Genomic DNA, 16,527 nt, shown 5'->3' with positions numbered 1-16,527 from the left:
TTTAGTAAAACATAATTAAATTGTAGTATAAATCATATTGTGTAAAATAATGTTAAAGGATTTATAAAAAACTTATAAGAAAGGACTAGATCTATGAATAAAAATTTTTTGTCTAAAAGTAAATCTATAAAATTTAAAGTTCTTGTTATGCCTCTAATTATTATATTTTCAGTTATAGTTATAATAGCCACAGTATCTATAGTGGAAACAAAATCAAAACTCATGGAACAAATGAAAATAAATGGGACAAACATAGGAAAAGAAATATCTAGTGAAATGGGTAAAAACAGTAGTACTATGGATACATTAAATGAATCCATAGAAACCAGAATAAAAACATTAGGAAGCTTTATAGGAGCAAATTCAGATAAAGTGAACAGCGACTATTTAGTTCAGCTGGCAAAGCAATTTGAAGTAGATGAAATAAATGTTACAGATCCTAGTGGTAAGATAGTATATGCTAATTTACCATCCAGTATAGGTTCTGTATTTGATAGTAAGCATATATCTTATGCTGTAATTACAGGAGAAAGAACAGAGTTAATGGAGAACATAAGAAAGAGCAGAGAGAATAATAATTATTACAAATACGGATATGTTAGAAAACCTGATGGAGGAATAGTCCAAATAGGAATCCTTGCTAATAAAGTTCAAAAATTAAATGCAAGCGTGGAAACTCAATCTTTAATTAATGAATTAATGTCTAGTGATAAAGGTATAGTTTATGCTTTATTTATAGATAAAAATTTAAAAGCAACAGCTCATAGCGAAAAAGATAGAATAGGAAAAGTGCTTGATGATGAGGGAAGCAAAACGGCAGCAGTGGATGGAAAAATTTACTCATCTACATATAAATACAAAGGAAAAACTGAAGTATATGATGTAATTGTACCTGTCTACAAGAATAACACTCATATAGGAGCTATAGATGTAGGCCTTTCTACAGAAAGTGTACATAAAACTATTAATGCTATGGTAGGAATGATAGTAGTTATTTCAATAATTGCATTTGTAATATTTGCTGCTATTATGCTTGCAGTTGCTAAAAGAATAATAAAACCACTTAATAGTTTGGTAGAAGTAGCTGGAAAAGTTGCAAAGGGAGAATTTAATAATGAGATTGAAGTTTTAAGTAATGATGAAATTGGAGTTTTAGGAAAAAGTTTTAAATCCATGTCAGACAGTTTAAAGATAACTATAGGAAATTTAAAAAATGAAGCTTCTAGAGTAAGCAGCATGTCATCTGATTTAAGTAATAATGCTAAGCAAATGGCCAGTGCAGCTGATGAAGTAACAAGTGCAGTACAGGATGTTACCAGCGGAGCAACAAAGCAAGCAAATGATTTAGTTGATGTAGTCAATAATATATCTAACTTGTCTGAAGAACTCCAAAATATATACATTAAAATATCCTGCGTTAAGGAAAGTTCACAGGAAACAGAAGAAAAAGCTAAAGTAGGAAAATCTCAGATAGAAATTCTTTTGAAATCTATTGAAAATATAAAAGAGTCTTTTGATATAGTATCTGATAAGATTGCCAATTTAAATTCAAGTGTATCTCAAGTAGGAAGTATAACTGATGTAATTAATGAAATATCAGAACAAACTAATTTACTTGCTCTAAATGCTGCTATTGAAGCTGCTAGAGCTGGTGAAGCAGGAAAAGGTTTTGCTGTAGTGGCAGATGAAGTGAGAACACTTGCAGAACAATCCCAAGAATCAACAGGAAAAATACAAAAGTTAATTCAATCTATAAGCAGTGAAACTTCAAATGTAATGAATACATCAGAACAAGTTAAAAATCTTTTAGGAAAGCAAAAGGATACAGTAAATATAACTGTGGCATCTTTTGAAGATATGCTTAATGCATCATCTAAAATATCACCACTAGTACAGGATACTTATAAATCTATTGAGAAAACAATGGAGTCTAAGGAAACTATTATGAACAAGGTGGAATCAGTTACTGCTGTGTCACAAGAAACTTCAGCATCTTCAGAAGAAATTTCAGCATCGTCAGAAGAGATGCTGGCGAATACAGAGAGTGTTTCAAAATTTGCATCAGAATTAAATGAAGTAGCACAGGAACTTAATTTAGAAACAAATAAGTTTAAAATTTAATAAAATAAAAAACAGCTGATTGTGTTAAACATAATCAGCTGTTTTAAGTAGTTCTCAATTCGACTATAGGGATTCCGTATACTTTTTGAATTTTAAATCAATCCTTTCTATTGAAAGATATAATTTAAATAGTATTAAAAATTTTTTACTTAAATGTTCAAAAAAAGATAAAATATCATATATTCAGGGGAAGAGTTTTAAACAAATTGTATTAAGAACTACTAACAGCAATATATAAAGGCTGTTAATAGACATTATATCATAGTGGAATAAAAAGTCAATAAACGTCCAAGAGTTTTTAGAAAATTTCAATAAAAGAAAAAAATAAAAAGCTACAAATCAATTGTGCTTTTTATAGAAAAACGTGTAAAATAAGTTATGCAAGATATAACTTTGCGATATATCTTGCATAGCTTGTCTTATATGGATTTTTTTAATTCTTCGAAACAATGCTTGCAAATGTTTTTACCTTTGTAGTTTACTACATCTTTAGCATCACCACAGAACATGCAGGAAGGATTATATTTTTTAAATATGATATGATTTCCTTCTACATATATTCCTAAAGGATCCTTAATAGCAATATCAAGAGTTCTTCTTAATTCTATAGGTAAAACTATTCTTCCAAGCTCATCAACTTTTCTTACAATTCCTGTTGACTTCATTTTCTTCCTCCTAAAACAAAATTCGACTTTTATTACTTAAATAATAACACTAATGTTATTATTAGTCAATGGAAAAATATATTTTTTCCTAATAAATATAAAATTATAAAAAAATTATGGAAAAAAATTCATTAAATAAAAATAAAACATGAAAAATGTAAAAAGTATATTTAAAGGAATATAGGAAACTATAAGTTATTTATTACATAAAGATAAGAATAGATAAAGCTTTAAAATATCAAGAAATGAAAGTTTGTTTAAGTGTTAGAAGTAAAATATAAAGTGTTCAAATATAAATAAATATGCTATACTATTACTGTGCTAATAGCAGTAAATATGTTGTTAGCATAAAATAAAGTATAACATTATTATTATGGAAATGAAAAATTATAGAAGGAGAAGAAATATGATTTTCTATGATGAAGATAATTTAGAAATAATAGAAAAAGACCTTAGATATCTTCAATTACTTTCTAATCAATATCCAACTATATCAAGTGCAAGTACAGAAATTATAAATTTACAGGCTATTTTAAATTTGCCAAAAGGAACAGAGCACTTTATAAGTGATATACATGGAGAATATGAATCTTTTACCCATATGCTGAAAAATGCTTCAGGAGTTATTAAGAGAAAAATAGATGATGTTTTTGGTAATTCTTTGAGGGAAAAACAAAAGGCTGCTTTAGCTACTCTTGTTTATTATCCAGAACAAAAGTTGGAATTGATAGAACAAACAGAGGCTAGTGCAGAAGATTGGTATAAAATTACTTTATATCAACTTATTGAATTATGTAAAAATATATGTTCGAAATATACAAGGTCAAAAGTGAGAAAAGCTTTACCTCAGGATTTTGCATATATAATAGAAGAATTACTTCATGAGCAAGAAGATGGAGTAGACAAACATGCGTACTATAATGGAATTATAAAAACTATAATAGACATAGATAGAGCTGGAGAATTTATTATAGCTATATCTAAAGTTATACAAAATTTGGTAGTAGATAGACTTCATATTATAGGAGATATTTATGATAGAGGTCCTGGTGCAGATATTATTATGGAAGCTTTAATAAAGCATCATTCTGTAGATATCCAATGGGGAAATCATGATATATTATGGATGGGTGCAGCAGCAGGATGTGAAGCTTGCATATGTAATGTTCTTAGAATATCTTTAAGATATGCTAATTTAAGAACCATTGAAGATGGATATGGAATCAACTTATTACCACTTGCTACTTATGCTATGGAATTTTATGAAAAGGATGAATGCAAAGGTTTTAAACCTAGAACTCTAGATAAAGATATAAGTAATAATGAGTTAAATCTTTTAGCAAAAATGCACAAAGCCATTTCGATAATCCAATTTAAAGTAGAAGGTAGTATTATTAAGAAGCATCCAGAATTTCAGATGGATGATAGGATGCTATTAGATAAAATAAATATAGAAACAGGAGAAATAAACTTATATGGAAAAACATATAAGTTAAATGATACTACATTTCCAACTATAGATTGGAAAAATCCTTATGAATTGACGGAGGGAGAGAGAGATTTAATAAATAAGTTAACTCGTTCCTTCATAAATAGTGAAAAACTTCAAAAGCACATTAAATTTTTGTATAGTAAAGGAAACATGTATTTAGCATATAATTCTAACCTTTTATATCATGGATGCATTCCATTAAATGAAAATGGAAGTTTTAAAGAGGTTAAAATAGGAAATATAAAATATAGTGGAAAAGCTTTGCTGGATAGATTTGATCGTGTAGCAAGAGATTCATTTTTCTTTAAAAATGATATGGAACTTAAAAATTATGGTATGGATATGATGTGGTATTTATGGTGTGGTCCGAATTCACCGGTTTTTGGAAAGAGCAGGATGACTACATTTGAAAGATATTTTATAGATGACAAAGATACGCATTATGAAGAGAAAAATTATTATTATAAATACAGAGACAATGAGAAAATATGTAAGAATATTTTAACTGAATTCAATTTAGATCCTGATAATTCACACATTGTTAATGGACATATACCAGTTAAGACAAAAGAAGGGGAAAGTCCTATAAAAGCTAATGGAAGGCTTCTTGTAATAGATGGTGGATTTTGTAAAGCATATCAACCACAAACAGGAATAGCAGGATATACATTGATTTATAATTCATATGGATTGCTTTTGACATCTCATGAACCTTTTGCGGCTATAAAGGATGCTGTTAAAAATGATAGGGATATTTTATCATCTACCATAATTTTAGAGCATGTAGTAACTAGAAAACGAGTAGCGGATACTGATAAAGGATTGGAGCTTAAGAGTCAAGTAAAGGATTTAGAAAAGCTTCTCATAGCTTACAGAAAGGGATTAATTAAAGAAGGATATGAATCTAAGTGGTGAAAATTTTAATTTCACCACTTATTTTTTTGAAGATGCCTTACATTAAAGATGAAAAAATTCTGCAAAATGCTTCAAATGCTTTTGTATAAGGAGAAAGATTGTTGAAATAGTCTAATGTGATTCTTTTGCTTTTTTTTAAATCTTCAAAGAATAGAGTTTCTAGTTCTTCCGTAGTTTCTTCGTCATAAATTACAGCATTAATTTCATAATTTAATTCATAACTTCGAATGTCCATGTTAGCAGTGCCTATTGTGCACATTTTACCATCTATGGATGTAGTTTTTGCATGCACAAAATTATGTTGATCATAAAAGTACAATCTTATTCCGTTTTTTACTAGGTCTTCTAAATAAGTTCTTGAAGCATAGTGAACTAGAATATGGTCATATTTTCCAGGGAAAAGTATATGAACGTCAACTCCACTTAAGGAAGCTATTTTTAGAGCATTTAAAATGCTTTCACTTGGTATAAAATATGGTGTAGTAATGTAAATGTGATCTTTTGCCAAAGATATCATTTTAAGTACTGCCTGCTCAATAGCTGGAAATTCAGAATCAGGACCGCTTTTTATTAGCTGCATTAGCTTTTTATTATTATTTTCTGTAGAAGGAAAAAATTCTTCGAAGTTGTCATCGTAATAAAAAAGTTCTTTATTAGCTTCTTTTATAGTGGCAAAATCATCTAAAAATACTGCTTGAAGCCCTAGAACAAAGTCGCCATTAACCATTATATGGGTGTCTCTCCAATATCCATATTTGCTTTTGCCTACATATTCATCACCTATATTAATTCCGCCTACAAAACCAATCTTGCCGTCTATTACTACAATTTTTCTATGATTTCTATAATTTATTTGTGTATTAATATGACGCAGGATAGGAGCTAAAAAATAGGAATATTGAACTACATCTATTCCTGCATCCTTTAAATCTTGTATGTATTTCTTTTTTATTCTTATACAACCAACTCTATCGAGAATAAATCGTACTTTAACACCTTCCAAAGACTTTTTTATAAGTATATCTTTTATTTCATTTCCTATTGTATCGCTTTTTACTATATAGTATTCTAGATGAATATGATTTTTAGCCTTTAACAATTCGTTTTTTAGTGATTTGAACTTTTCACTGCCATCTTTAAAGATTTTTATTGTATTGTTTGTAAAAAGTGGAGATTCACTATTTTTAGAGAGAAGTTCTATTAAAGATGAATAGCTATTATCTTTTATATCTTTTGATGCTTCATAAATTAATTCTTCTATGTTGATGTTTGTTTCATTGTGCAATTTATGCTTTTTCCAGTTCCTCCCTAAAAAGATATACAAAATTAATCCACAAGGTGGCAGCACAATAAAAATTAGCAGCCATGCAATAGTTTTTTCAGGATTCTTTCTTTCAAGAACTATGAGTATTATAGAAACTATAGCATTTATAATAAATAGTAGAGATAAAGTTGATCTCAAATGTACTACCTCCTATAAAAATAATGTTCCATAAAATTATAAAGTTTATTTAAATTATAGCATATTTTTATTTGACAAATTACAAGTTTTGTACAGTCTTACAAAATAAATTAAAGAATTCATTGCAAACTATAGAATATTTTATATTTATAGAATATACTTAATATAATGATTTATATAACAGTTTGAAAGGGTGATATACATGGATTTTCAAAAAATAATATATTATTCAGCAGTTCCGATATTTTCTATATTATTTATATTTATATTAATAGTACTTATTAAGACTATTATGAAAAATAGGAAGTAGCACACAGCACAGATGTTTGGTGCTGTGTTGAAATGTAATGGATAAGCATTTATACTAATTGAAATTTAAGTTTATAATTAATATAAAAATATTCTATAAATACAACTATTATTCCTTTAAAATTTAGAAAATTCTATAAGTTTTCTAAATTTTAAAGGAATAATTATATTTTTCTATTAAACTGCACTATTAAGAAATTAAAAACATATATTTTTATTATAACATTTAACATAAAATATATGTCTTGAAATAGAAAAATTCATAATTTTTCAAAGTGTAATACTTTTAAACCTATGATATAATTTAAGTATAAATAAATTAAAATCATTTTTAAGTATTAGGAGGGGAAAATTTGCTAAAGTGTGAGATCTGCGGTAGACAAGCGGATAAGCATCATATAGTTTACAGAAGTCAGGGAGGAATTGACTTTCCGCTAAATTTTAAGTATCTTTGTCATGAACATCATAGAGGTAAGGAAGGACCACATAAAAATAGAAAGCTGGATTTACAATATAAGCTAGAGCTGCAAAAAAGATTAGAAATGTTGCTGCGCAAAGATTTTTATATTTTAGATGAATTAGTTGATTTACTTAATATAAATAAAGGTATGCTAAAAAGAATTTTTAAGGAATATAAATTATATAAAGAGGGATACAAAAAGTCTGATATAATATATAGACTTATGGGTAAGAAAGTTTATACTCAATATATGTTAGATGAATATTGTGATTTTATAGCAAATTTCTAGAATATAAATAAAAAGTTAATTTACAAATGAGAAATGGCAAGTGATATCTAATTTACATCACTTGTCATTTTATATAATTTGTAGTATATTATATTAAAATAATAAAGTTACTAATTAATAGAGATTATTTTCAAATAAAAATTTTATTTTTATAAACTTATTCTTAAATATACTGAATAAATCAAGTATAACTTGATTGAGGTGAAATTTATTCTGCGGTTACTGAACAAATTTAATTTTGTATAAATGTTAAAATTAAATTTTATACATTAGCATCAGTTGAATAAGCTTTAATATCCTCTTAAAAGTGAAATATGAAAAAAGAAGGGGGCTTAAAAATGAAAGAAGATATATTAATGCTTTTGAACTTAAAGGAAATTAGTGACATTATAAAGGGATTAAAAATTGCAGAAAGTTATATTAGTTCCGATAGCATAAAGGTTGATGAAGACTTACAAAAAAGCATAATAGATATGTTAAAGAAGTTAGAATATGTGGAGCATGAGTATTCTAATAAATCGGATTAATTATTGAAATGTTTTTTATGGAATAACTTATCAAAGTGTAATTATATAACTAAAGTTCTAATATGCATTTTTATTATATTATGAGGTAATAATAATTAATGAAAAATGTATATAAGGGGGCGTTAAGTTAATGGATAAGTTTAAATTAGAAGATATAAAGGATGTTCATGTAGGACATATTCCAGCGGCTAAAAAAGGAATAGTAGATAGTCTTATGGGAAAAGATCTTTTAAAAGAAAGTGTATCATTAGAGCATATGTCGTCCTATAAACAAGGACATCAGTTAGGAACTGAAATTGAAAATCTGTTAAAAGGATATGAACAGGATTAGTAAATGTTATATTTTGAAATTTTTTAAGTAAAACTATTATTTTTTTAAAATTAAAAAATTTAGAAGGGTTAGTGCTGAAATTAGAATTAATTTTAGTATTAACCCTTATTTTTGTTAGTAAAATATGATTCACTGTAATTTTTTGTAATATTTTAAAATAGCAGTTTATATAATATAAAAAATAAAATAAAAATTTATATATTGTAGATAAATGAAGAAAAATAGTACAGATGTAAACTCTGTACTATTTTTCTACAGGCTGTTGATAAACATATTTTGTCAGCAGCCTTTTAAATTTTTAGCCCGATAGGGCTTTTTTTTAATTCAAAAAGGATTTTAAGATTTTGTGTAGAATTAATATAATATCAGATTTTTTAAGGAGTTAACTATTATGATTAAAGAAAATAATTCTGCACAGCAACAATTAGAGTTAGTATATATAGAAAATTTAGTTCCCAAAGATCATATCTTAAGGAAAATTGATAAATATATAGATTTTTCATTTATAAGAGATTTAACTAAGGACTTCTATTGTCCTGATAATGGACGACCAGCAATTCAGCCAGTAGTTTTATTCAAAATGTTATTTATAGGTTACTTATTTGCAATAAGATCAGAGCGACAGCTCGTGAAAGAAATTGAAGTAAATGTAGCTTATCGCTGGTTTTTAGGATTTTCATTAACAGATAAAATCCCAAGTCATTCTACTATAAGCCAAAATAGAATAACAAGATTTAAGGATACAAATATATACCAAGAAATCTTCGATAATATTGTATTTCAAGCAATAAATAAAAAATTGGTAGATGGTAAAATTCTATATACAGATTCTACACATTTGAAAGCTAACGCTAATAAAAACAAGTTTACAAAAGAACAAATTACACAATCAACCAAAGACTATTTTAATGAGTTAGAAGAAGACATTAATAAGGATAGAGTAGCTCATGGAAAACAACCTCTAAAAAAAAAGATAAAATAGAAAAAACTAAAGAAATTAAGACCAGTACTACAGACCCTGATAGTGGCTATATGCATAGGGATGGAAAACCAAAAGGATTTTTTTATTTAGATCATAGAACTGTAGATGGAAAGTATAACATAATAACAGATGTTTATGTAACGCCTGGTAACATAAATGATGTAGATCCTTATATAGAAAGACTAGATGTTCAAATTAAAAAGTTTAATTTGCAAACTAAATATGTTGGAGCCGATGCTGGTTATTCTACTAATAATATTTGTAAACAAATATTTGAACGAGAACTAAAAGCAGTTATGGGCTATAGACGTAGTCCTCATGTAAAAGGTAAATTTACTAAATTTAGATTCCAATATGTTAAAGAACAAGATGTATATTATTGTCCAGATTTAAGAGCATTAGAATATAGAACTACTAACCGTGATGGTTATAGAGAATATGTATGTAAAATCGAGTACTGCAGCCAATGCAATAAAAAAGAAAATTGCTTATCAGATAAAAGCAAAAGAAAAGTTGTTTATCGCCATGTCTGGGAAGATTACAAGGATGAAGTAATCAAATTTACTAAGACTGATAAAGGAAAATGGCTATATAAAAGAAGAAAAGAAACTATCGAGCGTAGCTTTGCAGATTCAAAAAATCTCCATGGTCTGCGCTATTGTCGCATGCGTGGAATTAAAAAAGTTTCTGAACAATGTTTGTTAACAGCAGCAGTTCAGAATATGAAAAAGATAGCCAGGGTGCTATCGCACCTATTTTTGCAATTTTTAAAGAATTCACTAACCAATTTATGGATAACATTCTCTTTTTATATGCTACCGCATAAATATTTAAGACAAAATTAAACCCAGCACTTTAAAAATGCTGGGTTTATGAACAATCTGAAGAAAAATAGTACAGATGTAAACTCTGTACTATTTTTCTATTAAAAAATGCGTAAATACAACGAAAAATGGTATTGATACAGTGAATAAAAAAGTATATAATAGCATTATCAGATAAGACATGAAACTTAATTAAGTTAAAATAAATGTAATAAAATATCGAATATAAGGAGCGTGTATGGTTATGAAACAATGGCAAGGATTTAAAACAGGTATATGGACAGAGGAAATAGACGTAAGAGAATTCATACAAAAAAACTATACAGCATATGAAGGTGACAAAAGCTTTTTAGAAGCACCAACAGAAAAAACAAAGAAGATTTGGAAAGAAGCGGAAGAATTAATTGTAGAAGAAATTAAAAAAGGAATTATAGATGTTGAAACTAATGAAATTTCAGGTATAAATAATTTTAAACCAGGTTATTTGGACAAGGAAAATGAAGTTATAGTAGGATTTCAGACAGATGCACCACTAAAGAGAATAATGAATCCTTTTGGTGGAATGAGAATGGTAGAACAGTCCTTAGAGGAATACGGCTTTAAAATGAATGAAAATATAGAAAATTATTTTGGTAAGTATAGAAAAACTCATAATCAAGGAGTATTTGATGCTTATACAGAAGCTGCAAGAAAAGCAAGAACAGTTGGACTTCTTACAGGACTTCCAGATGCTTATGGTAGAGGAAGAATAATAGGGGATTACAGAAGAATAGCTCTTTATGGAATAGACTTTTTAACAGCACAGAAGAAAAAAGATCTAAATGAACTAGTAGGACCAACTACAGATGAACTTATAAGACTTAGAGAAGAAGTATCAATGCAAATTAGAGCTTTAGGTGAAATAAAAGCTATGGCGGCATCTTATGGTATAGATATATCAAAGCCAGCATCAAATGCTGTAGAAGCAGCTCAATTCTTATACTTTGGATATTTAGCAGGAGTAAAAGAAAATAATGGAGCAGCAATGTCTATAGGAAGAAATACTACATTCTTAGATATATATATAGAAAGAGATTTAAAAAGTGGTATTATAACAGAAGCAGAAGCTCAGGAAATAATAGATCAGCTTGTTATAAAATTAAGAATGGTAAGACATTTAAGAACACCAGAGTATAATGATTTATTTGCAGGGGATCCTAACTGGGTGACAGAATCCATAGGTGGAATTGGAGTAAATGGCAAATCATTAGTTACAAAGACAGCTTATAGATTTTTACACACATTAACTAATTTAGGGCCAGCACCAGAACCAAATATGACAGTTTTATGGTCAGAAAAATTACCACAAAACTTTAAGAATTATTGTGCTGAAATGTCCATAAAAACAGACTCTTTGCAGTATGAAAATGATGATATAATGAGACCAATATATGGAGATGACTATGGTATAGCTTGCTGTGTATCTGCTATGGAAATAGGAAAGAGAATGCAGTTCTTTGGAGCAAGAGCAAACCTTGCAAAATCATTACTCTATGCGATAAATGGAGGATATGACGAAAAGAAAAAAGCTAAGGATGGAAGTTTGATTAAAGTTGTACCAGATATAGAAAAGATGGAAGATGAAGTTCTTGACTTCAATAAAGTAATTAAGAGTTATAACAAAGTTATGGAATATGTAGCTGAATTATATGTAGATACAATGAATACAATTCACTACATGCATGATAAATATGCTTATGAAGCAGGACAGATGGCTCTTCATGATACAGCTGTTAAAAGATTTATGGCTTTTGGAATAGCAGGCTTATCAGTAGCAGCAGATTCATTAAGTGCTATAAAATATGCAAAGGTTAAACCAATAAGAAATGAAGATGGAATAACTGTGGACTTTGAAATAGAAGGAAGCTTCCCTAAGTATGGAAATGATGATGATAGAGTTGATGATTTAGCAGTACAGCTAGTTAAGAAATTTTCAAATGAGCTTAAAAAGCATAAAACTTATAGAGATGCAGAACATTCATTATCAGTGTTAACAATAACATCAAATGTGGTATATGGTAAGAAAACAGGAACAACACCAGATGGAAGAAAAGTAGGTGAGCCGCTAGCACCAGGAGCAAATCCAATGCATGGAAGAGATGAAAATGGAGCATTGGCATCACTTAATTCAGTGGCAAAAATACCATATAGAACTTACTGTCAGGATGGAGTATCAAATACATTCTCTATAATACCAGATGCACTTGGAAAAGATGAGGAAAGCAGAATAGTAAATCTTGCAAACATGATGGATGGATATTTCTCACAAGGAGCCTTCCACTTGAATGTAAATGTGTTAAATAGAGAAACTTTGATAGATGCTATGGAAAATCCAGAAAAGTATCCAACACTTACAATAAGAGTATCAGGTTATGCTGTTCACTTCAACAGATTAACTAGAGAACAGCAGCTAGAAGTTATAAGCAGAACTTTCCATGAAAAAATGTAGTTTAAAATGCCAGATTCAGGTGCTTGAAAAGAAAAATCTTTTCAAATGCCTAAAATATAATAAAATCCTTATAATAAAATGTACCCGTTGTATTAAGCAGCGGGTATATTTACAATTAAGATAGTGAATTAAAAAAGTTTTTGAATAAGGAGGTAAAATTATGACTTTGGGTAAAATGCATTCATTTGAAAGTATGGGGTTAGTTGATGGACCAGGAATAAGAACAGTAGTATTTATGCAGGGGTGTTCTCTAAGATGTGCATATTGTCATAATCCTGATACTTGGAACTTTCAAGGAGGAACGGAAATTACACCAGAAGAACTTGTTAAAAAAATTGCTAGGTTTAAGCCTTATTTTAAAAATGGTGGCGGAGTTACGTTTTCAGGTGGAGAGCCTCTAATGCAGCCAGATTTTTTAATAGAAACATTAAAATTATGCAAGGAACAAGGAATTCATACTACTATAGATACTGCTGGATATGGTTCAGGAAAATATGATGAAATTTTGAAATATACAGATTTAGTATTACTTGACATAAAACATGTAGATGATAATGGGTATAAAAATTTAGTAGGCCAAAGTAAAAAAGGTTTTGATGAATTTTTACAAGCAGTTCAGAAAGCCAATACAAAGTTATGGATAAGACATGTAGTAGTACCAGGAATAACAGATTCAGAAGAACATATAAAAAGGCTAGCTAGTATAATAAAAAGTATAAAAAATGTAGAAAAAGTAGAGCTTCTTCCATATCATACTTTAGGAGTGGAAAAATATAATAAAATGGGAATTGAATATAAATTATCGCATATAGATTCTATGAGTAAAGAAGAATTAGATAAGTTATATAAAATACTTAACAAAGAAATGGAACATAGGCAATAAAAAGTAAAGAAGAACCTGAACTTAGAAAAGTTACAGGTTCTTCCTTGTTTTTTATTATTGGAGAATGAAAAATAAGGAAAAAAACTAAACAAAATAAGCATTAATTAAAAGTTATTTTTAACCAATTTGTGAAAGTAATTTAAGAAGAAGTTTATTTAGTAGTTATTTTAGTATTAAATGTGTGAACCATTATCATTATTGCGCATAACTCTTCCTTTTGCTGCATAAACAGATGGATTTCCTCTTTCCATATATCCATTTTGGGATTCTTGGCTATTATCGCTGTGATCTAATGCAGATCTAAGCTTTGCATCCTCGCCATGATGTGGTTTCTTTTTAGTCATAAGTATAACCTCCTATCTTCCAGAAAATTTACCGGATACTCCAGGTGTTTCCTTCTGTTGTCGTTTTTCGTCTTCGTATTTAGGTTCATTTCTAAATTCTTTATCTCTTGTATATAGATCTTCTCTGTTATATATATTTGGTTTCTTTTTTGGCATAGCTAAGCACTCCTTTCGTATTTATATTTTCCTGTAAAAAAACTTTTATACTTGTGTGCTGATATGTTTAAAAATCAATTGGATGTGTTAAAATAATATTAAGGCAAAAAAGGAGATGGTGGTTCTGTATACAAATATTTTGAAAATTGATAATGCAAGCATATTTATTGCTGATATAAAAGAAGAATCAAATATAGTTATAGGAGTGCCTCATCATACTCCATCTGGTACAATAAAGATGCCATGTGATTCTCATCCCTATAGTGATGAAAATGCGGGATACATAGGAAATTACATTGCGGAAAAGCTTAAAGCTTCTTTTTTGTGTGCGTGTAATTATTTCATAGATGTAAATAAAAATCACAATGATAATTACAGTGATTATTATACAGCCCTTAAAAAATGTGATCCTAGATACTTGATAGAAATTCATGGACATGGTATGGAACATTCGGGAAATAATATAGAAATATCCAGTGGATGTAAAGAAGATGAAAAATATGCATTAGAATTGAAAGAAAGTCTAGAAAGTATTATTTGTAGAAAATGGAGTGAAGATAGAGAAGATAAAGATATTTGTAAGATTAAGGAACTTAAGATAAATGCAAATTTTGATAAAGTATATTTTAAAGCCACAAAATCTTCTACAATAATAGATAAAAGGTGGATTAGCTATCACATAGAATTACCAGTTATACTAAGAATAATTCCACATAAAAAAATCAAACTGCCTTCTTGTGGACAAAAGTTCTCTGAAATACTTTGTGAAGCTATAAAAAGTGTATGTAAGTAATTTGAAAATTAATTATCTTAAAATAAAGTTAAAAAAATAGTTGACATGTTTTAATTAAAATGATATTATATAAACAATTTAAAAATAAATCCTTTGATGAGGAAGAGTAACCAGGTTGTTTAGTCATAGAGAGTTGAGGGTGGTGGAATCTCAATACGATAACGAATGGTGAATGGACCTTTTAGGAGTAAATCGAAATTCAAGATTTTGAAGAGTAGTGGTTACCGTTATCCGTACGTTACAATGGATAGGATATGTTAGTATCTGAAAGAGTGGTGTTTTAGTACACAATTTAGGTGGTACCGCGGAAGTATCTCCGTCCTAATATATTTTTTAGGACGGAGTTTTTTTATGCAAATTTATAAGCCGGCTTTTTATATAAATTTGATTAGTATTTAAATTACAAGGCATCATTTATTACACAAATGTTAATTAATTTTGGAAATTTAAATTGTATATTTAAAAATAATTATTGATTTTTAATTAAAAAGGAGAGATTTATTATGAATTTAAAAAGATTAATCACAAATTCGCTACTTTTAGCTATAGGTGCAGTATTGCATCAAATAACACCTCCACTAGTACTTGGAATGAAACCAGATTTTTCACTAGCTATGCTATTTATAATAATGATACTAAATGAGGATTATAAATCTTGTATAAGTGCAGGACTTATAGCAGGTATATTAGCAGCTGCAACTACAGGATTTCCAGGTGGACAAATACCAAATGTAATAGATAAATTAATAACTACCAATTTAATGTTTTTATTCTTAAAACCTATTAGGAAAGCTTTGAATAATCAAATAAAAATAATTATAACTACAGCTATAGGAACACTTATAAGTGGTACAGCATTTTTGTCATTAGCTTCAATTATGGTAGGACTTCCAACTAGTTTCCGTGTATTATTTTTATCAGTAGTACTTCCAGCTGTTGTTATAAATACTGTTGCAGGTTCGGTTTTATTTAATGCTATAAATGTAGCACTTAAAAGGAAAGCAGCAATATAAGCATATTGCGACTTAAGCGAAGTAACTTTCAACTGTATTCCGCCTGATATATGCTGTGAAGGAAACCTCACTTCATTAAGAAGTTCTAATCTTCCTTCACAGCATATATCAGTCTCCATGCAGTTGAAAGTTACTTCTTTGTGCATTACGTGTACACATAATACATTATGATATGACTCTCAATAAAAAATGCAGCTTTCATAATACTTAATAACTAGTTTATGCATACGTTGACTATTTTAACAACTTAAATTCTCAATCCCTTTTAAAATGTTTCCATAAAATAAAAAAGCTGATATTTAAACTAAATATACTAGTAAAACAGCAGGCTCCGCCGTAGTTTTAAGTATTATAAGCTATGGTTAAATATAATTTTCAATTTCTAAAGTGACTTATAACAATTTAATTATGTGCGTACAATTGAAGTTACTAGTTTGAATTTTAACTTTTATGCAGTGATATATGATAAGGGT

At 28.4% G+C, this 16,527-nt stretch carries 14 protein-coding genes and 1 other annotated feature; of the genes, 10 read left to right on the top strand and 4 right to left on the bottom strand.

Annotation, left to right across the window (positions count from 1 at the left end):
* The first annotated feature begins 93 nt into the window (after nucleotides 1-93).
* The gene (locus Ccar_RS15150) at nucleotides 94-2,121 is read left to right on the top strand and encodes a methyl-accepting chemotaxis protein (RefSeq protein ID WP_007063958.1); all 2,028 of its coding nucleotides are present in this window, start codon (nucleotides 94-96) and stop codon (nucleotides 2,119-2,121) included.
* A 419-nt stretch (nucleotides 2,122-2,540) separates the two neighbouring features.
* Here the strand turns inward: Ccar_RS15150 and Ccar_RS15145 are convergent, their stop codons facing one another.
* On the bottom strand, nucleotides 2,541-2,786 hold the full coding sequence (locus tag Ccar_RS15145) for an AbrB/MazE/SpoVT family DNA-binding domain-containing protein (protein WP_007063959.1): 246 nt from the start codon (nucleotides 2,784-2,786) through the stop codon (nucleotides 2,541-2,543).
* 406 nt (nucleotides 2,787-3,192) lie between these two features.
* Between Ccar_RS15145 and Ccar_RS15140 the strand changes: the two genes are divergently transcribed.
* The gene (locus tag Ccar_RS15140) at nucleotides 3,193-5,193 is read left to right on the top strand and encodes a fructose-bisphosphatase class III (protein WP_007063960.1); all 2,001 of its coding nucleotides are present in this window, start codon (nucleotides 3,193-3,195) and stop codon (nucleotides 5,191-5,193) included.
* A 37-nt stretch (nucleotides 5,194-5,230) separates the two neighbouring features.
* Here the strand turns inward: Ccar_RS15140 and cls are convergent, their stop codons facing one another.
* Nucleotides 5,231-6,655 carry a cardiolipin synthase gene (cls, locus tag Ccar_RS15135; protein ID WP_007063961.1) on the bottom strand — a complete coding sequence of 475 codons (1,425 nt, stop codon included), beginning with the start codon at nucleotides 6,653-6,655 and terminating at the stop codon, nucleotides 5,231-5,233.
* 662 nt (nucleotides 6,656-7,317) lie between these two features.
* Here cls and Ccar_RS15130 point away from each other — a divergent pair.
* From Ccar_RS15130 to pflA, 6 genes are all read left to right on the top strand, one after another.
* The gene (locus tag Ccar_RS15130) at nucleotides 7,318-7,713 is read left to right on the top strand and encodes an HNH endonuclease (RefSeq protein WP_007063962.1); all 396 of its coding nucleotides are present in this window, start codon (nucleotides 7,318-7,320) and stop codon (nucleotides 7,711-7,713) included.
* A gap of 338 nt (nucleotides 7,714-8,051) precedes the next feature.
* Complete coding sequence (locus Ccar_RS15125) at nucleotides 8,052-8,240, top strand: hypothetical protein (protein ID WP_007063963.1); 189 nt, start codon at nucleotides 8,052-8,054, stop codon at nucleotides 8,238-8,240.
* A 130-nt stretch (nucleotides 8,241-8,370) separates the two neighbouring features.
* Entirely contained in the window at nucleotides 8,371-8,571 is a 201-nt protein-coding gene (locus Ccar_RS15120; protein WP_007063964.1) for a hypothetical protein, read from the top strand.
* A 391-nt stretch (nucleotides 8,572-8,962) separates the two neighbouring features.
* Nucleotides 8,963-10,398 (top strand): IS1182 family transposase gene (locus Ccar_RS15115; protein ID WP_416101003.1). Its coding sequence is split into 2 segments (ribosomal slippage): nucleotides 8,963-9,545 and nucleotides 9,545-10,398, totalling 1,437 coding nucleotides; the frame shifts between segments, so codons are not numbered across the junction.
* Between the two features lie 217 nt (nucleotides 10,399-10,615).
* Nucleotides 10,616-12,865, top strand: coding sequence for a formate C-acetyltransferase (gene pflB / locus Ccar_RS15110; protein WP_048030122.1), 2,250 nt, complete (start codon nucleotides 10,616-10,618; stop codon nucleotides 12,863-12,865).
* 160 nt (nucleotides 12,866-13,025) lie between these two features.
* The gene (pflA, locus tag Ccar_RS15105) at nucleotides 13,026-13,748 is read left to right on the top strand and encodes a pyruvate formate-lyase-activating protein (protein WP_007064252.1); all 723 of its coding nucleotides are present in this window, start codon (nucleotides 13,026-13,028) and stop codon (nucleotides 13,746-13,748) included.
* Nucleotides 13,749-13,921: 173 nt separating this feature from the next.
* Here the strand turns inward: pflA and Ccar_RS27060 are convergent, their stop codons facing one another.
* Both Ccar_RS27060 and Ccar_RS27055 read right to left on the bottom strand, forming a co-directional pair.
* Complete coding sequence (locus Ccar_RS27060; protein ID WP_007064253.1) at nucleotides 13,922-14,092, bottom strand: hypothetical protein; 171 nt, start codon at nucleotides 14,090-14,092, stop codon at nucleotides 13,922-13,924.
* A gap of 12 nt (nucleotides 14,093-14,104) precedes the next feature.
* The gene (locus tag Ccar_RS27055; RefSeq protein ID WP_007064254.1) at nucleotides 14,105-14,248 is read right to left on the bottom strand and encodes a hypothetical protein; all 144 of its coding nucleotides are present in this window, start codon (nucleotides 14,246-14,248) and stop codon (nucleotides 14,105-14,107) included.
* Between the two features lie 115 nt (nucleotides 14,249-14,363).
* On the opposite strand from Ccar_RS27055, the gene Ccar_RS15100 reads away from it, so the two are divergent.
* Both Ccar_RS15100 and Ccar_RS15095 read left to right on the top strand, forming a co-directional pair.
* Complete coding sequence (locus tag Ccar_RS15100) at nucleotides 14,364-15,041, top strand: hypothetical protein (RefSeq protein ID WP_007064255.1); 678 nt, start codon at nucleotides 14,364-14,366, stop codon at nucleotides 15,039-15,041.
* 84 nt (nucleotides 15,042-15,125) lie between these two features.
* Nucleotides 15,126-15,368, top strand: a binding site (T-box leader).
* Between the two features lie 176 nt (nucleotides 15,369-15,544).
* Nucleotides 15,545-16,054, top strand: coding sequence for a tryptophan transporter (locus Ccar_RS15095; protein ID WP_007064256.1), 510 nt, complete (start codon nucleotides 15,545-15,547; stop codon nucleotides 16,052-16,054).
* Nucleotides 16,055-16,527: the final 473 nt, after the last annotated feature.

This window comes from Clostridium carboxidivorans P7, from assembly GCF_001038625.1.
In the GTDB taxonomy this organism is placed as follows: Bacteria; Bacillota; Clostridia; order Clostridiales; family Clostridiaceae; genus Clostridium_AM; species Clostridium_AM carboxidivorans.
This window is presented reverse-complemented; position numbering and strand designations above follow the sequence as displayed.

Coding starts and splice junctions, on each gene's coding strand:
- Ccar_RS15150 (WP_007063958.1), top strand. CDS start 94: ATGAATAAAAATTTTTTGTCTAAAAGTAAATCTATAAAATTTAAAGTT.
- Ccar_RS15145 (WP_007063959.1), bottom strand. CDS start 2,786: ATGAAGTCAACAGGAATTGTAAGAAAAGTTGATGAGCTTGGAAGAATA.
- Ccar_RS15140 (WP_007063960.1), top strand. CDS start 3,193: ATGATTTTCTATGATGAAGATAATTTAGAAATAATAGAAAAAGACCTT.
- Ccar_RS15125 (WP_007063963.1), top strand. CDS start 8,052: ATGAAAGAAGATATATTAATGCTTTTGAACTTAAAGGAAATTAGTGAC.
- Ccar_RS15120 (WP_007063964.1), top strand. CDS start 8,371: ATGGATAAGTTTAAATTAGAAGATATAAAGGATGTTCATGTAGGACAT.
- pflB (WP_048030122.1), top strand. CDS start 10,616: ATGGTTATGAAACAATGGCAAGGATTTAAAACAGGTATATGGACAGAG.
- pflA (WP_007064252.1), top strand. CDS start 13,026: ATGACTTTGGGTAAAATGCATTCATTTGAAAGTATGGGGTTAGTTGAT.
- Ccar_RS27060 (WP_007064253.1), bottom strand. CDS start 14,092: ATGACTAAAAAGAAACCACATCATGGCGAGGATGCAAAGCTTAGATCT.
- Ccar_RS27055 (WP_007064254.1), bottom strand. CDS start 14,248: ATGCCAAAAAAGAAACCAAATATATATAACAGAGAAGATCTATATACA.
- Ccar_RS15100 (WP_007064255.1), top strand. CDS start 14,364: ATGGTGGTTCTGTATACAAATATTTTGAAAATTGATAATGCAAGCATA.
- Ccar_RS15095 (WP_007064256.1), top strand. CDS start 15,545: ATGAATTTAAAAAGATTAATCACAAATTCGCTACTTTTAGCTATAGGT.